Source organism: Amycolatopsis sp. NPDC003865 (assembly GCF_053605345.1).
Map to the genome: position 1 here is coordinate 1 of NZ_JBSGJA010000019.1, position 22,129 is coordinate 22,129.

Genomic DNA, 22,129 nt, shown 5'->3' on the forward strand with positions numbered 1-22,129 from the left:
CAACTCGCTACGACAAGCTTGCCATCGTCTACCGGGCCGCGGTCCTCCTCCACGCCGTGATCACCTGGACCAAAGCATTGTCAGACACGCCCTAGTCCACTGCCTTCGATGACGACGCTGCGATTGCTTCGCCAGCATCATCCAAATCTCAGATGAGCTTCTGCGCGTCGATCAGAGTCTTCGCCATGTGGGCAGGAGATACCCCGCACCGGGTCAGGGCCCAGGCTTCGCATGAGCTCGATGGCTTCGGGGATCGGCTGCAGCATCGTTGGTCGCCGGACTCGGTCGGCCAAGTCGAACTCGTGTGCCTGCAGCAAGGCTCCGGGCGCGCCGCGACTGGAAGGGCCACGGCGCTCACCCAGCTCGGCAAGCACCACGAGATCCGGGCCCGCCGCATCCGCGGCAAGATCGCGGGCCCGTCCCTCCCGCACGCTGACCTCGTCGCCGCGCTGAGGCGCGCCAGCTCGTCGATGCCGCCGCGGCACCCCCCGTTGGCAACTGACAGCGCGGCGTCCGGCAGGCGTCCAAGACGTATCACTGGAGCACGTGATCCAATAACCACAGCACAGCGGCGCTCACAGCTCCCGACAGTATGCCGCGGAGGGCAGCGGCCACCAGGACGAGTCGTTCAGCTCGCGTCATCGGGTCCTCCTCTGGTCGTTGTACTTGGCGGCTCCAGGATCGCTGGACGAAATGCGACCGCTCCGGATTGCGATAAACCTGTGGGGCCGCCAGGGTGATTCGGCAGGCTGGCTTGGGTAGGAACGGCGGGGTGGCGATGAGTGGCGACGAGATGAGGCGACCGCGGCCAATCAACAGGCTGCCCGTCCAGCCCGGCGCGTTGAATGATCTCAAAGCACACGTTCACGAGCTGTATCTCGCGGCAGGGGCACCATCGTTGGACGAGATCGCAGGCTGGGTGGCCATCGACGATGACCTCCCGGGCGCGCCCGGGCGTGACACGATCCGGCGGATCATTCGCGACCCGGTCACGCCGCCGTCGCAGGCCGACGTTGTCGCGCTGGTCAGCGTCCTGGCAACGGCGGCCGGGCGGGACCGTGACACCGCTGCTGGCGTGAGCCGCGACCTGTGGGTGGCCGCGCGCCTGGAGGTCGCCCCGGGAGTGCCGCTTGATGAGGTGCGTGACCCGTACGCGCTGGAGGTGCACCGGCCGATCGCGTTGGACGACGTGACCGGCTTACCTCCCTATGTCCGGCGTGCGCATGATGATCGTCTCAGCCGCGTCGTCGAACAGGCGGTGGCTGGTTCGAGTGCGGCTGTGGTGCTGGTGGGTGGCTCGTCGGCTGGCAAGACTCGTGCCTGCTGGGAGGCGCTGCAGCCGCTACGCGACGCTGGCGGGTGGCGACTGTGGCACCCGTACGACCCGACACGCCGCGACGCAGCCGTGGCGGCGCTGGACCGAGTGGGGCCGCACACCGTCGTGTGGCTCAACGAAACCCAGGAGTACCTCAAAGACGACGCCGAGCGAATCGCAGCCAAGGTGCGCACCCTGCTTGCCGATCCATCGCGGGCGCCGATCCTGGTGTTAGGGACACTGTGGCCTGAACACCACGCCGTTCTGACGCAACTCCCCGGAACGCAGGTCCAGCTGGTGCTTCACGACGCTGTGATCGAGGTACCCGAATTCTTCGCCGGCCACGACCTGGCAGCCATGGAAGCGGCAGCTTCGGTGGACCCGCGGCTGGAGTGGGCCGTCAAGCACGCCGACGACGGACAGATCACCCAGTACCTGGCCGGGGCTCCGGAGCTGATGATCCGGTTCAACACCGCCCCCGCCCCTGCCAAGGCAGTTCTCTGGGCGGCCATGGATCTTCGGCGCTTCGGACATCGCAACGCCCTGCCTCAGAAGTTGCTCGAGTACGCGGCGGACGCCTATTTGACCCAGGCCCAGCGGTCGCAACTCCGCCCGGACTGGCTGGACCAAGCCCTGGCCTACACGGCCCGGCCCGCAAAGGGCGCACTCGGCCCTCTCACTCCGGTCACCTCAGAGTCGCAACCGGTGTATCAGCTGGCCGACTACCTCGAGCAAGCCGGCCGCACTCAGCGCACCGAGCAGCTGCCCCCGAACGCTTTCTGGCTAGCTGTAGCCACCTACGCGCACCCCGGCGACCTCAACGAACTCGGTCAAGCCGCCTGGGACCGAGGTCTCTACCGCATCGCAGCGCAAATTCGCAAGAACGCCGTAATCGCTGGCTACGCGCAGGTGGACGAACACATCCTGTTCCCCGGGTTACTCAACGATACCGACTCCGTCACGTGGATCGCGCACCACGTCCGTCTCGACGACCCCGTTCTGACACGTGTCCTGATAGCTGCCCTGCACCGTATGGGTTTCAGGCAACAGTTCGCCGCACTCTTGGCTCGCAATCCCGCCTCCTGCACCAAGCTCGACAATCCCTACGACGTGGCCTATCTACTGTGGGAACTGCACGCGGCTGGCGCTGCAGAACAGGTAGCCGCACTGGCCGACGGGGCCGCGACCCACGCTCCGGTCAACCCCTTGAGCCAAGCGAACACCTTGTTCGAAGGGTTAAGAAAGGTCGGCGCCCGCGAGGAGGCGAGACGGTACCTCGCGCGGACGGTGGCCCACAGTTTGCTCCGCAGCATCGATGCGGTGACCACCCTGCTGACGAACCTCAGTGAGTCCGACGAGACCAACCTGACCGCCGCCCTTCTGGCACGCGACCCGGCGGCGCAAGTGGATGTCACAGCACCCGACGGGGCGGCGCGGCTAGTGCTGCGATTCCACGAGATGGGCGCCGTCAAGCATATCGCCACATTGGCCTCTCGCACTGCCGCGCAGGTCTCTCTCGATCGTTCGCAGCCGGTGGAACGCCTAGCAGTGGCCTTGCGCAGATCGGGGGCGGCCGGCCAGGCCGGCGTACTGGCAGAGCGCATCCTCCGCATGCCGCTCGACGACATTCCCAAAGTCGTTCAATACCTTCCCGTACTACACCGGATTGGAGCCGACGATACGGCTCGCGCGCTCGCTGACCGAGTCGCCACCCAGGCTCCACTCGACGACCCATTCACCATAAGCGATGTGCTGACCTGCCTGCGGAACGTCGGCGCGGACGAGCAGGCGCGGGCACTGGCCGGTCGGCTGGCGACCGGAACATCGTTGGACGACCTCGAGTCACTGGTGGGTCTTGTGGCGAAGCTGCGTGAAACCGGTGACGGCGATCAGGCGGCCGTCCTACTGACACGCGCCGCCAACGAGATGCCACTCAGCGACGCTCGAAGCGTCGCACATTTGCTGACCTACCTCCATGACACCGGATGCGTCGCGCTTGCCGCTACTGTGGTCGCTCGCGAACCAGCAGCGCACGTTTCACTCGATGACCCGTTTGGGGTCGGCTATCTTCTCCTACAACTGTACAAGATGGGAGTCTTGGCGCAGGTCAAAGCACTGTCCGACAGAGCCTCAGACAGCCAGCCGGAAGGGATGGCCGCCGCGACCCATCTCCTGTCCTGCTTTCGCCGAGTAAATGCAGAACGGCCACTCTCTGTCCTGGCCGCTCGAGTCGTCCACCAGACTCCGCTGGACGGTCCATCCTGGGTCTCGCTGATGATCAAGAACGTGAAAGAGGCGGGCAAAGCCAAGCAAATCGACGTACTGCTTGCCCGCATTGCCGTCATGCCGCTCTCCTTCTACGACCTGGACGGCCTCGTGAACATCCTCACCCAGCTGCGAGAAATCGGTATGCCTGGACACGCCACCGCATTTGCCGAGCGGATCGCCCTGGAACTCCCGGACCACAGGACTGCTGCCCGGCTCCTGCGCAAGCTGGACGAAGCTGGCGCCGCAGACCTCGTCCGGATTCTGGTGGCTCGGGCCGACCGCGTACCGTTCGGCCGGAGTGGACCGGACAGCCTCGACCAGGAAGTACTCGTGCGTGCGCTCGAAGAGATGGGCGCGATCGAACAGGGAGCCAAGCTCATCGACCGATTCCCCGCCGCAGGCGCTTTCGCCACCTTCCTGCGCTGGGACGATCACGCAGGCCGGTTCCGATACGGCCGCGAGCCAGACGGACGCCCGTCGGTTTCCTGGAGCTGGGCCGATCTGACCTGAAGGCGGGCCACCGGTCGACGACACCGCGAACCGGCCGCTCGCCGGCTACACCAGCGAGGCCTCCCGCACCACCGCGGCCAACGCGCTCGGCATCCCCCGCGCCGACCAGCGCTGGCGCACCAGCCCGGCCCCGGGCGCCGCGGCTGCGCCGAACCCGTTGGCTTCTTCCCCTGGTGCCAGCGGCCGGGCTCAACCCGCTGACCGAGCTGAGCCGCGACCGGCTGCGGGAGTGGCGACACCGAGCCTGGGAACCAGGTCGCGGACTCAGGCGGGTGTCCGGTTGGTCGGCGACGCTGCGGTGGTCGAGGTGGCGGACCGCGCGCGGCCGGATCCCGGGCCGCGGTTCAGACACGCCGTGTATGCCGGGTGCGCCCGGTGGTGTCGGTGGCGGACATTAGGGTCGCTGACGGCGGAGCCGCGCAGGCCAGACGCGCGCGGATGGGGTGAGAGGCAGGCCATGGCCGACAACGACCACGGCGCGAGCGTGAGCGCGCCGGCGGTTCGGACGCCGGAGCAGGAAGCGGGCCGGATCGCGGAGGCGTTCGACTTTCTACGACCTCGGCGGGCACTGGGAAACCTCAGAACAGTCATCGACGGCATCGTCCCCGAGATCACCTGGCCCCTCGTCCTGCTGGTCTTCGTAGTAGGTGTCTTGCTGCCGGCAGTGTGGGGATCCGCTCGTCGCCGGCGGGCAGCGCTCAAGGTCCTCACCACCCTGAGTGAGATCGTCGAAGCGCTAGCATCCGCTACACGACGACGAGGGCGAACCGAGCTGCCCGGTCCGGCTACGCAACGGCCGCGGCGCGCAGCGGCGAGCGTCCTGCCTGACGACGTACCCGCCTGCTCGGATTTGATGCGACGGACGTTGCGCACTTACGCGACACATGTCAATCAAGGGCGATGAGAGTCACGCATGCTCTGGTGCAGCTCGCCGCTGCACTGATGGCAGCGCCAGATGACCGACACTGGGGCTACCAGTTGTCCAAGAAGTCAGGGGTCCGCTCGGGAGCGATGTACCCCCGCCTGACGTCGATGTTGGAAGAGGGCTGGCTCGAAGACGGCTGGCAGACGCAGGAGGAAGCAGCTGGTCGACCACCGCGCCGGTACTACACGCTGACCGAGAAAGGCAAAGTCGACCTCGGTGTCCTTCTCGAGAAAGCGCAGCAGGATCGGCGTTTCCAGTCGCCAGTGCTGGGGTGGGCGTGATCAGCGAACTTGCCGACCTTGTTGTCACCTACGGACTTCCTGCCCTGGCCGGAGCGGCCCTCATTTTCGGTACGGCCCCCATGCTGGTGCTTCGTGTCGCCGTCCTCCTTTACCCGCCGAATCATCCCCGTAGACGAGAGCTTGTCGCCGAGATCTTCGAGGTCCCGTACAAGGAACGTATACTCTGGATCGCCAGCCAGATCGTCACGATCGCGTTCGAAGGAATATCCGCACGGATAAAGCACCTTGCACGCAGCCGCGGCGACGCCAAGGAAAACGGAGACGAGTCCGAAGACTCCGTCCGTTCCCTCAAGTCACGCCTGGGGGAGGACGGTATTCCTCTCATTGCAATACTGAGGCATCCGCAGCCAGTTCCTGATGGCGGGCGGGACTTTCGCGAAATCCTATTCACCGAGCAGCTCGATTGGGATCCTTTGGATCGGGACTAGGTTTCATCGGGCGTTCCACCCGCCAGGGCCAGCCCGTCAGGCCGGTGGGCCAATCACGGCATGGCTTACCCAGGGGCCAGTACCGCGAAACCCGACACCCACGGCACACCCTGCTCCCCTGTCGAAATCATCGGTCTCGGCATCGACCGCGGACTTCCCACTAGGCACCCGGCATCCGCGCCCACGGCGAGCTCGACACCGCCGGCTGGGGCCAAGCCGGACTGGCGGCGGCACGTCTGCAACATCCGGGCTGCCTCCGGCGACGTAGACGAACATGACCAACGACACCACGCCGCCGTCCTCGGCAGCGCCGGCTTCGCAGCAGCTGTCCGCAGTCGTGCCACGGGCACGGTTGCGTGAGCTCTCACCGAAGGCGATGTGGCTGACCGCGGCTGCGATCGCGGTCTTGACCTCTGCGATCGTCGTGGTGCTCTGGTGGGCAGCGACCTCCGGGCTCAACGGCGCCGACCTGGTAACCGCGCGGCTGGACGCGCTCAAGATCGGGTTGAGCATCAGCGTCGGCAGCGGCGGCGCCGTCGCTCTGTACCTGTCCTGGCGCCGTCAGGACTCCACCGAGCGCACCCTTACCCATCAGCAAGAAGCCCACGCGGCCACGATGGCTCACCAGGACCGAGTTGCCGCAGCCACCGAACATGACGCCGCCCAGCGGCGGCTGAGCGAGCTGTACCTCAAGGCCGTCGAGCAGCTCGGGGCGCCGCAGGCCGCGGTCCGCCACGGTGGCCTTTACGGCCTTGAAAAGGTCGCACAGGACAACCCCGAGCAGCGGCAGACAGTAGTCAGCGTCATCTGCGCCTACCTCCGCAATCCCTACACGCCACCACCGGAAACCAGCGGGCCACGGCCGCTAGGGGTACGCCGTCCCCTGTTGAAAACCACCGACCGCCCCCGCTCGAGCCATCCGAGCGCCGCGGGCCGGGAAACCCAAATTCAAGAACGAGAAGTACGCCTGACCGCTCAACGCATCCTGTTTGAGCACCTGGGACCCGGTCAGGACCCCGATCGCCCGCGACCCCACTTCTGGCCCGACATCAGCATCGACCTCACCGGCGCCACCCTCATCGACTTTTCGATCGCCAACTGCAGCGTCACCGACGCCTGGTTCAACGAGGCCACGTTCTGCGGCGTCGCCAAGTTCGGCGGGGCGAAGTTCAGCCGCCACGCCGTGTTCGACAGGGCGACGTTTGACGGCGACGCGCAATTCTTCGGGGCGAAGTTCGGCGTCCAAACCTCGTTCGACAAGGCGAAGTTCGGCGGCGACGCGCGCTTCGACGGGACGAAGTACGGCGTCCGCGCCGTGTTCGACAGGGCGACGTTCGGCGGCGACGCACGCTTCGACAGGGCGGAGTTCGGGGACTACGCCCTGTTCGGTCAAGCGGAGTTCGGCAGCACGGCCTCGTTCGCCGCGGCGAAGTTCGGCGGCCACGCATCGTTCGGCAGGGCGAAGTTCGGCGGCAACACCGGGTTCGCTGAGGCGGAGTTCGGCGACAAAGCCGTGTTCGACGAGGCAATATTCGAGGGACGCGCATTCGATCCGGCCGAGCATGGAGTACCCCAGCATTCCGATGAGCCTGATCCCGATGGGGGTTCGGGCCCGGGATAAGAGCCGGAGACCATCTCCGCGAGCTTCAGCGGTTGGGCGCTGCCACCATTTCGGCCTGCGAGGTCCGACACACAGCTCGGGCGGGGGCCGACGAGTCAGCTGTGACGGCGATGGCAGCCGCGATCGAGGCGGCGACCGGCGAGTCGAGCGAGGCCACGACCGGGCTGCGGCGGTGGGGCGATGATGCACGCCTGGCCGCCGAGCCGTCGAAGGCGACGTTCAACCGGCTCGCCGCGCGTACGAGAGTGACCGCAGGGACGGCGCTCGTGACCTCGCACGCGCGGCGGCGTCGCACGTGAGCTGGATGTTTCTTGCCCCGGGTACCAGCCCGGGCGGTGGGTGGTCGGTCTCCGGCGCTGGTCCGGCTCGTTCGCGTCAGCACCGGGAGACCGCTCCGTCGACCACAGAGCGCGCTGGCGCAGGGGCGCCGCGCGCGGGGCAGATGTCCTTGGCGTCGGCGAAGACACCGAGCGCACGCCTGGCCACGTTCCCGGACGAGGGCACGAGGTCGACGCGATGAGGCTCAGCTGGCGGCTGGGTATGGGTAGAGCTCGTCGAGGATCCACGCAGGCGGCCGCGGCGACGACCTCGATCGGCGGGAACGACGATTCCCGCAGGACGGTCGCGCGGACCTGCTCGACCGCGTTCGCGACGATGGGAAACCGCAGCGCCTTGTACTGCTGCCGGGCCTGCAACGCGAGCAGGACGATCGGCATGGTCAGCTCGTCGCGCCCTGCTGCAGCAGCTTGAGGATCTCAAGGTGCACCGAACTCATACACGACAGTCGCGCGAGACCACGTTTTTGCTGCACCCGCCGCGCCCGCGGGCCCGCGTCGCTGGGCGGTCACACGCCGGAGCGAGGACGTCGGCGGCCTGGCCTCACGGTGAGCGGATCATCCTCCGGCGCAGCGATCGCACAGGTCAAGGTAGCCGCTGACGGGGCCGCGCTGGCATCCCACGCAGACGTACTGGTCGCAGTGGTAGCAGGTGCTCGAGGCGCTGTCGGCGAGGTCGAACGTCAGGTTCGGGTTTCGCGCGCCGGATCGCGCGTTCGACTGATTCGCATTCGCCGCGGCAGCGGCCGTCCGGGCCGGGTTCGCGGGTGGCCGGATGCACGGTGCAGCGCGGATACCGGGTCCGAGGGGCGTGGTCGAAGGGATCGATGCAGCCGTTGGGGCATGGCCAGTTGTAGGGGTTGAGGTGCGCGGAATCGCAGTGGTGGCAGGCGCCTTCGGGCAGGCCGCTTCGGGGGTGGTGCGGGCATTCGGGTTTCAGGGGGAAGTCCCGGCTGGAGCGCGCCGGGACGTAGCCTGCCGGGGGGTACGTGTGGGCGCAGTTGTAGCAGCTGATCAGCTGGCCCCACGTGGTGCTGTTCGAGTCGAGGATGCGGACGAGGTCGCGTCGGATCGGCCTGCGGCACACCGTGGTGCGGGCGTCCTCGCTGATGTGGACGGTGCCGGTGTGCCATCGCACCACGGTCATGGGCTCCTGACGGAACCGGCTTGGCTGCGGGATCGTTTCGGCGCTGTCCCTGACGAGCGGAGGACCTTCCTGGGGCGGCACGGGTGTGTCGGGGCGACCTCATGGCGCGTCGGCCAGGGCACGAGTGCAGGTTCCGAAGTTAGCTGGTCGTTGCCGAGTCGATGACGGCGGCGCAGCTGGCATGACGATCGCTGACCGCGGCGGCCGAGCGAATCAGGGTTCCTTCTTCTCGTCGGTAGACCCGGCGGGGGCCGCCGTGGTGGGACAGCCAGTCGAAGTTGGTGCTGACCCAGGTGTCGTCGAAGATCAGGTCGTGCGGGAGGGCTTCGTCAACGCGCACCAGCGTGAGGTTGTCGTGGGAGTCGGCAAGCTGCTGGAGGCGGCGTAGCGCTTCGGGGTCGTGGTCGCTGTCGGGGTGGCCGAGCCCGTAGGCGATCCGGGCGGTCAGGTCACGGCGGCGGAGCATGACTTCCAGCTGGGCGATCAGGCCGTCGGTGACGACCGCCGTACGCAGGAGTGACGTCACCAACAGGAAACGTCGGCGCGCACCGGTCAGGGCCGAGGTGAGCAGTTCAGGATGCTCGAACGGAGGTACGCAGCGCACGGTGAGCGCGGCCAGTTCGGCACGGGCCGTAGCGCTGTCGTCGTCGGACACCACGGTGCCGTGTTCGAGTGCCGGCGGCGTATCGGCGCGCCGTTGGAGGGCGCGCACCGTGTCGTGGGGAGCGCGTTCCGCCAGCAGGTGCGGTGGAAGCGGCGGCTCGCCCCGCGGCGGCTCGACGCTGATCTTCAAGCTGCTCGCGCCGCCAGCTTCGGCCAGAGCCTGGTCGTGGGGGCCGCTGACCATGTCGTCGATCACGATCGTGAGCCGGATGTCGTCGAAACCGATCGCGGCGAACACCAGGACCACGACGGGCAGGTAGTGCAGGTACTGGCGGGTGACCGCGTCGACGGCGAGCACTTCGACCAGCTCGCTGCTGCCCGGCTTACCGGCGGCCCCGCGGACGGGTCCTTGATCGGCGGGTACGAGGAGGCGGTTGATTGCGCGTGGGCTGACCTCGTCGGTGGTCACATCCCGTGTTCGGGCGGCAGGGAGCAGCAGGAGCTCGCGGGCGCGGGCCTCGGCCCGGGTGAGCAGTTCCGACTTCTTGCGGGACGCCGGCTCCCACAGGAGCCGGTCGAACGCCTGGAGGTGATCGATCCGCTGCGGCGAGGTGGTCTGCAGGTCCGTGACGGCCACGGTGCCGGCGCGGGTCAGGCTGATGCGGCGTCCGCCGCGGTGCTCGGGGCGCAGGTCGGGGCGGTAGTCGAGGTGCTCGTCGGAGAGCCGGCGAGCGACGGCGGTCCGGACCGCCTCGTCGTCGATGCCCAGTGCACCGGCGACCCCGCCGATCGTGTCCACACCCTGCTGGCACAAGCGCAGCACGAACTCGTCGACCACGGGCAGCGGTTTGCGTCGCTGGGCCAGCACCTCGAGGGTGAGCCAGGAGAACGGGACCGCAGCGTCCAGTGCGGTGACCAGCTGGTAGCCGGGGTGCAGTTCGCTGTGCAGGCGTGCGGCGATGACGGTGGCGTCGGTCATGCTCGGGCCGCTCCGATCCGGCAGGTGTCAGTGTGCTTGCGCAGGTGCGTCAGGACCTTCCGCAGCGGGCCGGGCGCATTCTGGCAGAACGTGGCGTCGCCGACGATGACCAGCCCGAACCGGGAGCGCGACAGCGCGACGTTGATACGGCGCCAGTGGCGTTGCCCGAGGAAGCCAAGGTCGCCGCGGTCGTTGCTGCGCACGATGGAGAAGAAGGTCACGTCCGCTTCGCGGCCCTGAACGGCGTCGACGGTGTTCACCTCGATGGCCAGCTGGGCCGAGCCGAGACCGGCGACCGCTCGTTGAAGCTCGTCCTTCTGCTTGCGGTAGGCGGTCAGCACGAGAATCCGCAGCGGCTGGGCGTCTTCGGGGCGTACGCTGCCGTTCTCCAGTGCGGCCTTCAGCTCCGTCAGGGCACCCTTGATCACTTGGGTCTCGTACTGGTTGACGAGGCTGGTTCCGCGGCGGTCCTCCCGGCGCAGTGCGGAGTGGGTGGTGTCCAGCCAGGTGACCGGCTTGTACAGCTGGTCCCAGCCGGCCAGTTCCGGCTTCGCCGCCGAGCGCAGCGCCCCATCGTAGAAACAGTCGGAGATCAGTTCACCGATGCCGGGGTGCATGCGGTACTGGTGGGTGAGCTGATGCCGGTTCGCCGCCGGGGCGCTGCCCAGCAGGTCCAGGAACAGGGTGCGTTCGACATCGGAGCGTTCCAACTCGTGGCGGCGCATGATGTTCTCGTGGTCGAGGACCTCTTCGTGCATCGGCGGGAGCTGCTTGGGGTCGCCGACGAGCACCCACCGCGTCGAGCGGGCCAGCGGCACCAGGGTTTCCGTGGCCGTGGCCTTCGACGCTTCGTCGAGGATGCAGAGATCGAACTGCAGCTCCCGGACGGCGGGGTGGGCCAGGAACCCGATGCAGGTCCCCGCGACCACGCGGGCCTGCTGCAGGAGCACACCTTCCAGATCCCGGCTGGACTCGATCCGCTGGAACCATTCACCTTGCAGCGTGAGGATGTCGGCCAGCTGCCCGAGCCCCGGGGTCGACGCGGTTAGTGCGTCGACGGCCGCGCGGACTGCGACGGCGGTCAGGGCTGTATCGGGAGGCAGCAGGCTGTCGAGTCGGTCCGGTCCGAGCAGAGAGCCGGCGCGCCCCCGCAACCCGTCGATCCGGGCGGTGTGCCGCTCGACCTGCTCGCGCAGCGTGTCGGCGTCGGACACGGCATCGTTGTCCTCGGCCTCGGCCTCGGGCGAGACCGCGGCACCCGGGTGGTTGCGGGTGCCGGTGAGGGCGGCGAGCTTCGCCTGGGCGGAGGCCAGGTCGTCGAGCGCGGCGAGAAGTTCCAGCAGCGCCCCCGCGCCCTTGACGTCGGTCAGCTCGACTGACGCGTCCGCGGCCAGCTGCGCCAGGTGCTGCTCGGCGTTGGCGCGGATGTCGGCGACCCACAACGGCATCCGGTGATCCAGCAGGTGCCGCTGGGCCTGCTGGGCGATCCGCTCGTCCCCGGCCTTGCCGAGGCGGACGAGGTCCGCCAGCCCGGCATCGGCCAGCCGGACCAGGGCGTTGTCGACGGCCACGTGGGTCTGGCTCACCAGCAGAATCCGCGCCTGCGGGTTGGCGCGCAGCTCCTGGCGCACCAGCTCGGTGATGAACCTGGTCTTGCCGGTGCCCGGCGGCCCTTCGAGCAGGAAGAAGTCCGGGCTGGCCAGGGCCCGGGTCACGGCGGTGCGCTTGTCCTCGTCGAGGTCTTCGTTGAACCAGGCCGGCTCGACGATCGCGGCCGGCGCGGCGATCCGGCGAGGGTCCACCAGCAGCTCACGCAGCCGCGGCCGCACCGCGATCCCGGAGCGCACGTTGAGCACGGCCTCACGCTGGCGACGCAAGGCCGCCCGGCTCGCGCGGGTGTCCAGCACCAGGTCCCCGGAGCGGGGAACGCCCGTCGGGCGCTGTGAGTAGGCGAGGATGACGGTCTTGCCTTCCTGCGCCACGACGACACCCGACCCGATGGCGCGCTCGCCGGAGCTGCGGGACCGCCACAGGCGTTCCTGCCCGACGATCTCCGACTCCGGCTCCGCCTCCAGACTGAAGCGGACCCGCTTGCCGTCCACCGTGGCGGATCGGTAACGCAGCGGGCCGGAACGGGTGTCCTCCAGGTCGTCTTTCGCGTCGAGCAGGTCGAGCCACACGTCGAAGACGCGGTTCTCGTCGCGGCGCTGCTCGGCTTCCTCGACGGCGATGTAGTGGTCGTCGAGGGCGGCGAGAACGCTCTCCATCGCCCGCCGGGCCTCGGCCGGCGGTTGGCGGCGCGAAGTCCAGACGACTTCGTCGGCGACCGGCCAGCCGCGCCGGCGGACCCAGTGCAGTGCGTTCTCGTCCGAGGTGATCAGCCGCGTCACGATGAAGGACGGGCCGCCTCCGGGCGCGGTCGCCAGCCGCAGTCGGCGCTGCTGTCCGACCAGGTCGAACGTGTCGGATAGCCGGGCGCCTGTGGCGGAGTCGACGACGCGCGCGAGGTGGCTGCCGTGCGCGAATTCGGCGCGCAGGGCGGCTTCGATCGCCTCGGGGTCCTGGTCGAAGGGCGGCGGGGCGAGCCGGCGGGCGGCTTGGTCCTGGATCGTCAGCTGGACTGCGCGCTGTTTGACCCACTTGCGGTTGCGCCGGTTGCGGATCTCGCGCAGCTCGCCGCGTAGGACGACGGCGTTGGCGAGCCGGTTCTCCCGGTTGCGGCTGGTGCACCGGCGCAGCAGCGCCTCGATCTCCCGGGGCACGTCGATCTCCGCGAGCGCGGTGGCGATGTGCGGGTAGTCCTCGAACGGGCCGGTGCTGAGGCAGCGCAGGATGGTGGTCGCCAGGCCCCAGGTGTCGCGGGTGGCGCTGGTCATCTCGTCCAGCTCGGGAGGCGCGTAAGGGCGGGAGGCGAATTCGGCGACGGTCGCCTCGGTGACCATCCTGCTGCGGATCTTGCTGATGCCGAAGTCGGCGAGCATGGGCTGGCCTTCCTCGCTCACGAGGATGTTGGCCGGCTTGACGTCGCGGTGCACGACGTCCTGTTCGTGGGCGTAGGCCAGCGCGTCGGCCAGGGGCAGTGCCCACTGGTCGGCGAAGTCGTCCCACCCGATGTCCTCGGCTGCGGGTAGTACGTCGAGCAGGCCCTGCTCCAACCAAGGGAAGACGAGGTAGAAGGCGTTCTCGCCGTCGTCCTCGCCGTGGTCCAGCAGCGAGACGATGTTCGGGTGGTTCAGGCGTCGCAGGGCATCGACCTCGCGGCGGAAGAACACCCGATGGGTTCGGTCGGTGTCGGTGCGCGGGATCAACTTCACCGCGACCTGCTTGCCTGTCATGTGATCGGTCGCTTTGACCACAGTGGAGGCACCGCCTGCGCGCCCTGGTTGAGGAAGGATCACGTACCGGTCGGCTACCGCACGCAGCACGTTGCTCCTCTCTTCGACACCGACCCGGAACCCTACCGGCCGCGGGCCCTCGGACAGGGCCAACACTCCTATCGAGTGAACGGCGGCCCCTGTCGGCGCCGAGCGTTGCGTCACCACGTCGACCTGTACCGGAACATCTGGCCGACGTCGTGCACGCCCGTTGCAGCGAAACGACTACCCTGCACGCCAGCGCGAACCGGCCACTGGTCGCGTCGCGAGTAAAGAGGCACTGGACCGTTTGAGACAACGAGCGATCCGTACTCGCTTCACTGCCTCGCGCCGCCGCCGCTAGACGAGTAATGCGTAACTCGGTCAGTGGTCGTAGGCGGTCAGGGATCGGGTGATGGGTTGGCCGGTGGAGCGGTTGTGCCAGATGGCGGCGGTGAGGGCCAGGAGGCGTTGGGCGATGCGGACTCCGACGCCTTCGATGGTGCGTCCGCCGTGTTGTTCGAGGTTCAGTTGGCCTTTGAGGGTGTCGTTGACTGACTCGATGAGCTGGCGGATGGACTTGAGCGGCGGCTTGCCGGGATGGGGTGTGCGGTTGCGGTAGGACGGGCGGATCAGCCGGACCCCACGCTGTATGAGGTAGTGGTCGAGTTCGCGGGAAACGTAGCCCTTGTCGGCGATGATCAGCAGGCCGGGTCGTTCGGTGAGCAGGTGGGGTTCGTGGTCGCAGATCGCCATGAGCACCTGCCGCTCGTCGACCTTCGGATCGGCCAGGGCCCAGGCGACCGGTAGTCCGGCCGGGGTGCAGACCAGGTGCAGCCGCAGGCCCCAGAACCAGCGCGAGTGTGAGCGGCAGAAGCCGTACTTGGCCCAGCCGGCCAGCTCCGAGCGCTTGACCGTCGGCCGGGACCGGCCGCACTCCACCGGGGTGGAGTCGACGATCCAGGTGGCGTCGGTCCACAGGTCGGTATCGGCCGCGAGCCAGCGCATCACGAGCTTGACCAGCGGCAATGCGGCACGCAGCCGGCGGTTGTAGCCGGATTGGCTGGGCAGGTAGCGGAACGCGCCGGGCATCCGGGCGGGCAGGAACCGCAGCCAGCGGGCCTCGGAAGTGAATCCCAGCAGGGCTTGGGCCACGGCCAGGGTGACCAGTTCGGCGTCGGTCAGCTTCGGAGGTCTTCCCATCCGTCGCCTGCCGGTGAGGTGGTCGTCGATCTTGACGTAGAGTGCGGTGAGAAGGGTGTTCAGGTCTGTCGTCACAAACGGATCTTGGACACCCTTCGTCCGTCTCCGGTCACCACCCAGACTTACGCATTACTCGTCTAGTAGCCGGATGCTGGACACTCCCCTGCTGTATTCCCAACCAACCGTCAACCCAAGTTGACTCTCGCCCGTGAGCGATTGAGACTTTCCGCAGGTCACCGTTGCTCGGGAGCGCACGCGACCGATGCCGCGGCGTCGGAGCCGGGGCTCGACGTGCAGGCCGAGTAGCAGGCCGCGCCGCTCGATCGGGCACAGCGACAGCTCGGCTTGGCCGTAGATCGTGACGCCCCACCTCAACTGGATCTGCCCGGCGCCGGCTCGGATGGCGAGGGATGACGGCGACGAGATGCAGTCGCCGGGGATACTCCGAAGTGCTGCGGCACCCCGGCATCAGCGTCGTGCGCGTGGACGACGGGCAGCCGGTGGAGCAGACCTGGGTGCTGCTGGGCACCTCGCCGAGCTCGCCCACTGCGAGACCTTGATCGCGACCTTGCGCGCGGCCGTGCAGTGGCGCCTGGCCTGCGACTATGCCCAGCGGCGCCCGAGCACCTGAATTCCGATCCTCGCAATGACCATCTAGGCCAGAAAGCCCGACCACTCGACGACCTACACTCCGACGAACTGGCCGCAAAGCCATAACCCGACACCGGCAATCGACGAGGGACGCGTGAAAGACTTTCCCGAAACGGCAGCTCCAGCCGCGTTGAAAGCTGCCGTTCAGCGATGGCGGGAACGCGGTGAACCGCCGCAGCCGCCGTCGAGCTGGTCCCGTCCAGCGTGGCTTCGGTACTTCCCGCAGCATCACGCGTTCCTCAGCGCCCTACCCGAGCGGATCGACCGAGCCGAAGCCACCCGCCATACAGCGCACGCCAGGACCGCAGAGGGCGCTGAGCAGGCCTTCCTGGTCGCGATGATCTGGGGCTACGGACCGGTCGGCTACGGCCCCTGGCGGTCAGCACGGGTGCTGACCGACAACACTCGCGCCGCCGAACGACTGGCCGAGGTCGCCTGCATCGCCCAAGACGACGGCGGAGCCGCGGCGTTCCGCAGCCTCGCCGACAAGCGGCTGCGGTACCTGGGCGTGGCTTTCGGCACCAAGTACCTGCGGTTCGTCACCGCCGCTAAATCATCGGAGCACGCCACTCCGATCCTCGACGCTGTCGTCCGCCGCTGGCTGGTCACCCACGCACGCTTGCCCCTGAACATCGACGACTGGCGGCCCTCGACCTACGACCGATACGTCGCGCTGCTGACGTCCCGGGCGACGGAACTCGACCTGACCGCGGACCACGTGGAGGAGCTGATCTTCCGCTCGGCCATCAGCCAGGCCGGGTCCGCGCTGTGGGGTGAGGAGTGGATGAGGGCTCCTGAGCCGGCGCCCCCGCAGCAGGCCGCCAGCCAGGCGCACGCGACGCTCCTCGAACTCGATCGTCTCTTCGAGACCGCCGACCCTCAGGCTGCGACGGACGCCCGGACGCATCTTGACGAACTAGCGACCATCATCCGCGACCGCTGGGACGGACCGGCTACCCTGCACGCCGGCGGGGGAGCCGTCGGCTGATCATCCAGGGTGAAGGGCATGAAGCGGTCGTGACAGTCCACCTAGGCCAGCACGACAGAGCAGGTGCAGCAGTGGACGGTGCGGGGAGGGGGCGATGGCCGAGGCCACGCATGCAGTGCACGGCCGACCTCGATAACGCCGGAACCCCGCTCCCCCAGCGGCCGCAGTCACGCCCGCAACCGTGGCTCGCCGCGACTTCGAGTGACGGTGAACGCCGGGCCGGGTGGGATCCGTGGAAGTTCGACGGCCATCGCGCGGGCCGCATGCGCCGGGATGATCTTTGCCAGGTCTGCGGCGGACCACGGGCGGAGGTCGTGTACATCCTGGCGCCGGCGAACCAGACCAGCACGATGGTCGAGATGTACGGCGGCGCCGTCTGCTCGCTCAAGTGCGCGCGCCTGACCGCCGCCGTGTGCCCGCACTACACCACCGCCGGCTCACCAACCCTGATCTACGCCGTCCCCCGCCACGAACGCGTCGACCTCGTCGGCTGCGACCTGGCCAACGACGACGAATACGACATCGCCGGTCTCGCTCCTGCCGGCTCGGTCTCGACCGGCCGTTCGCCGGACGACACCACCGGAACGTCGGGGGCCGCGGGCACGGCAACGAGCCGCTCCGCCGCCACGCAGGCCCCGACCTCGCCCGCGACGTTCCGGTGGCGGGACTGCCGCGGCGATCTGAAGCACGACCCGGAACTGCACGACCAGCTCGTCTGCACGAACCCGCAGTGTTTCGCCGCCGGGTCTCCGGTGGCGCTCTGGCGGGCGCAACGAGCTCGCGTCCGCCGCGGCGACGACCGCCCCGCCCCAGGGCCGGGTTGGCCGCGGCCGCTTGTCCAGGGCCGCCCGCACCCGTGGGTGACGCCGGTGTCGAACGGGACGCCGTGGTGGCGGCTGCTGGACGGCGCGCGCCAAGCCCTGGCCCAGGACGCCTGGCTGTGTCAGGTCTGCGGCGAACCGCTGCCCACCAGAGCCCTGGTCGTCCTCGACGGCGACAGGGTGGTCTCCGACACTGGGTTGCACCCGCGCTGCCTCGCGGTCGCCGACGCGGTGTGCCCGCACCTGACACGCGCGGCGACCCGCTACACCTACGCCGAGGTGACCCGTCTCGACCTGCTCGCCGACGGCCGCCCACTACCCCCGCCACAACCCGACGCCACCGAAGACGACGACATCCCCTGGGTCCCAGCCTGGACCGCACCTGCATACTCCGCAGGGGACGGGCGTCACGGCCAGTAACACCCGGCCAGCCCGATGATGCCGCGGCCGTCCGTAATCTTCCTTCTCGCCGGGGCGCCCCGGCGAGAACGAAGAGAGGACACTGGCCAGTGCCTGAACCCGACCTGCCGCGAGGAACCGCGGCCGTCAACCGGGCGATCACGCGTCTCCGCCTAAAGCGGCTGTTCACCGGCTCCCGCCCGTGGTACCTCCTGGCCGGCGCTGCTGGCGCGGTGCTCGTTTTGATCGGCACGCGCGCATGGCTCGGCCCCGACGACTGGGCAGGACTCGGCCAGTGGGTCGGCGGGCTCGGTGCGTTCTACGCAGCGTGGGCGGCGCTGCGGATCGCTCGGGACGAAGTCGGCCGGGAAAGCCAGCGGGAAGCCGAGCGCCAGCGGGTGCACGCGTACTTCGTGAGTGGCTCATGGGTCTACTCCGACACCTCACACGTCGGCGCGCACTACGAGTGCGGCGAGGCGGTCGAAACGGACTGGCTGGTCACCCAGACACCTTCCTTCGGTGCGGGTTTTCGAACTCTATAGAAACCATCGCAATGGTGGCTCTTACATCGCCCGCCGTATAGGGCGTTATACAGATAAGCGGGCTGCTGTCGATGCCGGCGATCCGGTTTCCACGGACCACGATCGCTGCCAGACGGCCGACCAACCCTCCCCGGTCGCCACAGAATGATCCGGGTCCTGGCCTCACTCCCCCACGGCGGCCGCCATAGGGCCATCGGGTCCTCCTCCCCACGTTTGTGCGCCGGCATCGGGCGTCCCCCAGGACAGGATCACGTCGGCCATCGAGTCGAGTACTTCTCGGCAAGATCGTGTCCGGTGACGCCGTGCGCCATCAGCCGCATCCGGGACTCGTTGCAGTGGTCTCCAATGAATCGGCGCGTCCGCGCTCGAACGTGGTCGCGCAGGTGATCGGCTCACGTTCGTCTCCCGCGATCAGCATCTCGGGCATGTCCATTGAACTGGCGCCGCCAAAGCTGGCCGAGCGACCGACTCGGACTGGCCAGGATCCCGCTGACCGGCCAGTCCGAGTCGGTCGCCTCGTCTTTCAGCGGGGCCTCCTCCCTGCGGCGCGCTCGGGAAGTAGTCCGGACTGGGTAGTAGCCAGGCTGCGCATACTTCACTCAGGCCAGCCGTGGACCTGGCGCACACCATCCGGCGCCGCATAGGACGTTATACAGTTAACGGGGATCAGCCTGATCGTGATCCGGTACCGTGATCATCATCGTGCCCGGCAAGCACATACCGCTCCCATCTCAACGAGCGGTCCGTACTCGCTCCACTTCCTCGCGCCGGCACCGCTACTAGCCGGACGCTGGACACTCCCCTGCTGTGCCCCCGACAAGCCGTCAACCCAAGTTGACTCTCCCGCCCGTGAGCGATCGAGACTTCCCGCAGGTCAGCGGACCGGACCTCGAATGAAGGAGACTCTCGTGGCCCGGCAAACTCAGCCCACCTTGACGCGCCTGACTGTAGTGCGGGAACCGCCCGGCGGCGGTCGACGCAGTCACAACCTGGCCCGTGCTGACCCGGCCGCCGAGCTGGATCCTCGCGTGGACGGTGCAGGCGACATCCAAGGGGAAGTACGCGGTGGCCGCGGGCGAAGCTCGCTCACGCAGACTCCGCGTCGGTGTCGGCCTAGGTGGCGTTTCCTGACTCGCTGGCCGGCTGCTTCGTCTTTGTCACGGTGCAGCGCAACGCAGCTCGTACAGACGCCACGCCTCGTCGAGGAACAGCACCGCAGCCGCAGCAGCGGACCCGACCTCCGCGAAGCTCGCGGTAGCCGCTCCAGTGAGCGTGCCATCGGGATGGCGCTGGACCTGATCGGCCCGGATCTGCCGTACCCGGGCCGAGGGCGTGGCGTGCGCATGGCCGCTTTGCAGCCGCCACAGCAGTGAGGCCCCGTGCCGGGTGTCGGCGTCACCGCGGCGATCAGCATGCACGAGCTCACTCACCGTCTTGATCATCTCGGTCATGTTGATGCGCCACCCGGGCACCGTGTCGGGGTCGAGCCCGGCCGCCGCAGCTGCGGCTTGCAGCTCCACCAGTCGCCGATTCAGGCCCGCTCGTGCGGTGTCGACGTCGTCGTCGAGACCGAGTTCAGCAGGCGTGTCGACCAAGAGCAGGTTCATGCTCTGCCGGAGGTCGTCGCGCACAAGCTGCAGCGCGTGCTCGATCCGCTCGGCCCGCAGCCGCGGTTTGAGCACCCACATGGCCTGGGTGGAGCCCATCAGCGCGCTGCGCAACAGCGTGAAGTACGACGACGGGTAGCGGATCCTGCTGGCCGTCAGTCCGACGCGGAACAGCTCGAGGTGCTCAGTAGCGGTGACGATGCCGCCGTAGGCCAGGTGGGACGGTGGCAGGCGACCGTAAACCTGATCGTCTCGCGCCAAGCTGCTGCCCGGCACCGGCATCGGCGGCACCTCGCCGGTGCGCTTGAACCACGCCTCGATCGTCGGGAACATCCTCTCGATGCGGGCCAGCCACGCCCGCTCCTCGTCCTCGGTCGGCATGCAGCTCTCCTTCGGCTCGAATGACCCATCGTCGCTGCTTCGACCTTCGCCCCACTGACGACACGCGCCCCAAACGGTTAGTGGGCGGTGGACCTGACGGCACTTGCGCCGGAGCTTCCCCGTGTCGTGGTCGACAGCTGTGCAGAGCGAGCACTCCGAGGTCATACGGCGGCAGGGCGTCGGCGACGAGCGCCAGAGCCCGAGCGCGCACCTGGAGGGGCCGAACTGTCACCCGCCACACCGAGCGCGGGCGACACACCTCGCTAACCACCAGGTGACCAGCAGAGATCTCTCTGCCGAGTTCCGGAGCTTGATCCCGGCCACCGATGACCGCGGGCCGCTGCGGCCGGGTCACCCGGCCGGGTTCAACTTCCTCGAGGTGCAGCCAGCCCGGTGTGCGAAATAGAGCTGCAGTTCCGTCACTTCGGCTGGTCGGGCACATTCTCGGCGCGGACAAACACCCGCGTAGTGATGATCTCGCCGGGGTTGCCGGGCATGCTGGAGGCCACTACGCCGTCCTCCGTGTCGGGCGCGTCGGGAAGAACGACGAGCAATCTCTATCCTTCCCCGATAAGGCTCTGACAGCAGCTCGCGACTTCGCAACAAAGGTCGAACACGAGCTTCGCATCAAGACGTTCATCGATCCGCGTGCCGGCGAGATTCTCGTGGTGAGCTGGGGAAGGTCCTACCTGCAGGGCAGATCACAGGACGAATCCAGCCAGTTGACCCTAGGCAACATGATTAAAAATCAAATTGTGAAGTTCCTCGGCGGGTATCGACTCAACGAGGTTGACGAAACTCTGATTCGCGAATGGAAGCATTGGCTTGCCAATGTGAGCGGGGCGTCGGCCAACTATCAGGCGGATGCCTGGGAAGTTGCTAGTCTCATGTTTGACGCAGCTGTCGACGCGAGGAAGATCTACAGTAATCCTTTCAAAAGCAAGTCCATCACCGGCCCTAAGCGCACCACCCGCCTGGTGACGCCGTGGCCAGAGTCAAAGATGTACGCGGTCGAGGGTGGACTCCGTGAACGCGACAAGGTCAGCGTGCCCATTGCAGGTGGTCTAGGCCTTCGACTCGGCGAGACTCTCGCGTTCTCTCCCGACTTCATCGACCGAAAACGAATGATGTACCGTTGCGCCCGGCAACTTGTATACAGAAACGGAATTCTGAAGTTCAAACTTCCTAAAAACCACAGAGAGCGCGAGATTCCGATCAGCGCCGGTGTTCTGCAGCGAATCGACGAGTACTCCGAACGGTTCCCGTCGGTCCAGGTTTCTCTGCCGTGGGCGGAGCAGGACGGCGTCAAGACCATGACCGTAAACCTGCTCATCACCGACGACCGGAACAATGCCTGGCGTCCCAGCGTATGGAGTGACGAGATCTGGAAGAAAGGATTTGAAGCCGCCAGCGTAGAGTACCGTGGGCGGGAGGACGGGCTGCACGCCCTGCGTCACCTGTACGCCTCCTATATGCTTGCCCAAGGTGTGAGCATCAAGGAACTTGCGATCTTCCTCGGCCACAAGAGCGAGGGTTTCACCTTGCGGACGTACGTCCACCTGATGCCGTCGGGTTATGAGCGGGCACGCCTAGCGACTGACACTATTTTCCCACCGGCGGCTCGTACCGCCGCGCAGCCTGAAAGCGTGCAATACCAGCATCGCGCACCGGTAGGAAATCGTCGCGTAGCGGGCATTCGACGGCCCGGTCGCTGACTCACGCGCGAGGCACGAACCAGCGGAATTTCGCCG

General features: G+C 67.8%; 13 protein-coding genes. 9 read left to right on the forward strand and 4 right to left on the reverse strand.

What is annotated here, in order from left to right; translation table 11 throughout:
- Nucleotides 1–898: 898 nt before the first annotated feature.
- The 5 genes from ACWEVP_RS35775 to ACWEVP_RS35795 all read left to right on the forward strand — a co-directional run bounded on the left by ACWEVP_RS35775 (nucleotide 899) and on the right by ACWEVP_RS35795 (nucleotide 7,668).
- Nucleotides 899–4,093: a hypothetical protein gene (locus ACWEVP_RS35775; protein ID WP_452067004.1), complete on the forward strand. Its 3,195-nt coding sequence runs from the start codon at nucleotides 899–901 to the stop codon at nucleotides 4,091–4,093.
- A 921-nt stretch (nucleotides 4,094–5,014) separates the two neighbouring features.
- A complete protein-coding gene (locus tag ACWEVP_RS35780) occupies nucleotides 5,015–5,299 on the forward strand; it encodes a PadR family transcriptional regulator (RefSeq protein WP_452067005.1) in 285 nt (94 codons plus the stop codon).
- The gene (locus ACWEVP_RS35785) at nucleotides 5,296–5,748 is read left to right on the forward strand and encodes a hypothetical protein (RefSeq protein ID WP_452067006.1); all 453 of its coding nucleotides are present in this window, start codon (nucleotides 5,296–5,298) and stop codon (nucleotides 5,746–5,748) included. The genes ACWEVP_RS35780 and ACWEVP_RS35785 overlap by 4 nt, the downstream gene beginning before the upstream one ends.
- Before the next feature lie 274 nt (nucleotides 5,749–6,022).
- Nucleotides 6,023–7,369: a pentapeptide repeat-containing protein gene (locus tag ACWEVP_RS35790; RefSeq protein ID WP_452067007.1), complete on the forward strand. Its 1,347-nt coding sequence runs from the start codon at nucleotides 6,023–6,025 to the stop codon at nucleotides 7,367–7,369.
- 101 nt (nucleotides 7,370–7,470) lie between these two features.
- A complete protein-coding gene (locus ACWEVP_RS35795) occupies nucleotides 7,471–7,668 on the forward strand; it encodes a hypothetical protein (RefSeq protein ID WP_452067008.1) in 198 nt (65 codons plus the stop codon).
- Nucleotides 7,669–8,990: 1,322 nt separating this feature from the next.
- Here ACWEVP_RS35795 and ACWEVP_RS35800 read toward each other — a convergent pair.
- From ACWEVP_RS35800 to ACWEVP_RS35810, 3 genes are all read right to left on the reverse strand, one after another.
- Nucleotides 8,991–10,433 (reverse strand): hypothetical protein, encoded by a 1,443-nt coding sequence (locus ACWEVP_RS35800; RefSeq protein WP_452067009.1) that lies wholly within the window; start codon nucleotides 10,431–10,433, stop codon nucleotides 8,991–8,993.
- Complete coding sequence (locus ACWEVP_RS35805; protein WP_452067010.1) at nucleotides 10,430–13,975, reverse strand: AAA domain-containing protein; 3,546 nt, start codon at nucleotides 13,973–13,975, stop codon at nucleotides 10,430–10,432. The genes ACWEVP_RS35800 and ACWEVP_RS35805 overlap by 4 nt, the downstream gene beginning before the upstream one ends.
- Nucleotides 13,976–14,170: 195 nt before the next feature.
- Nucleotides 14,171–15,064, reverse strand: a complete 894-nt coding sequence (locus tag ACWEVP_RS35810; protein ID WP_452067011.1) for an IS982 family transposase — start codon at nucleotides 15,062–15,064, stop codon at nucleotides 14,171–14,173.
- Between the two features lie 670 nt (nucleotides 15,065–15,734).
- On the opposite strand from ACWEVP_RS35810, the gene ACWEVP_RS35815 reads away from it, so the two are divergent.
- The 3 genes from ACWEVP_RS35815 to ACWEVP_RS35825 all read left to right on the forward strand — a co-directional run bounded on the left by ACWEVP_RS35815 (nucleotide 15,735) and on the right by ACWEVP_RS35825 (nucleotide 18,390).
- Entirely contained in the window at nucleotides 15,735–16,628 is an 894-nt protein-coding gene (locus ACWEVP_RS35815; RefSeq protein ID WP_452067012.1) for an 8-oxoguanine DNA glycosylase OGG fold protein, read from the forward strand.
- A gap of 314 nt (nucleotides 16,629–16,942) precedes the next feature.
- The gene (locus tag ACWEVP_RS35820; RefSeq protein ID WP_452067013.1) at nucleotides 16,943–17,869 is read left to right on the forward strand and encodes a hypothetical protein; all 927 of its coding nucleotides are present in this window, start codon (nucleotides 16,943–16,945) and stop codon (nucleotides 17,867–17,869) included.
- A gap of 89 nt (nucleotides 17,870–17,958) precedes the next feature.
- On the forward strand, nucleotides 17,959–18,390 hold the full coding sequence (locus ACWEVP_RS35825) for a hypothetical protein (protein ID WP_452067014.1): 432 nt from the start codon (nucleotides 17,959–17,961) through the stop codon (nucleotides 18,388–18,390).
- A 1,157-nt stretch (nucleotides 18,391–19,547) separates the two neighbouring features.
- Here the strand turns inward: ACWEVP_RS35825 and ACWEVP_RS35830 are convergent.
- The gene (locus ACWEVP_RS35830; protein ID WP_452067015.1) at nucleotides 19,548–20,378 is read right to left on the reverse strand and encodes a hypothetical protein; all 831 of its coding nucleotides are present in this window, start codon (nucleotides 20,376–20,378) and stop codon (nucleotides 19,548–19,550) included.
- Between the two features lie 395 nt (nucleotides 20,379–20,773).
- Between ACWEVP_RS35830 and ACWEVP_RS35835 the strand changes: the two genes are divergently transcribed.
- Nucleotides 20,774–22,093 carry a tyrosine-type recombinase/integrase gene (locus ACWEVP_RS35835; RefSeq protein ID WP_452067016.1) on the forward strand — a complete coding sequence of 440 codons (1,320 nt, stop codon included), beginning with the start codon at nucleotides 20,774–20,776 and terminating at the stop codon, nucleotides 22,091–22,093.
- The last annotated feature ends 36 nt before the right edge of the window (nucleotides 22,094–22,129 follow it).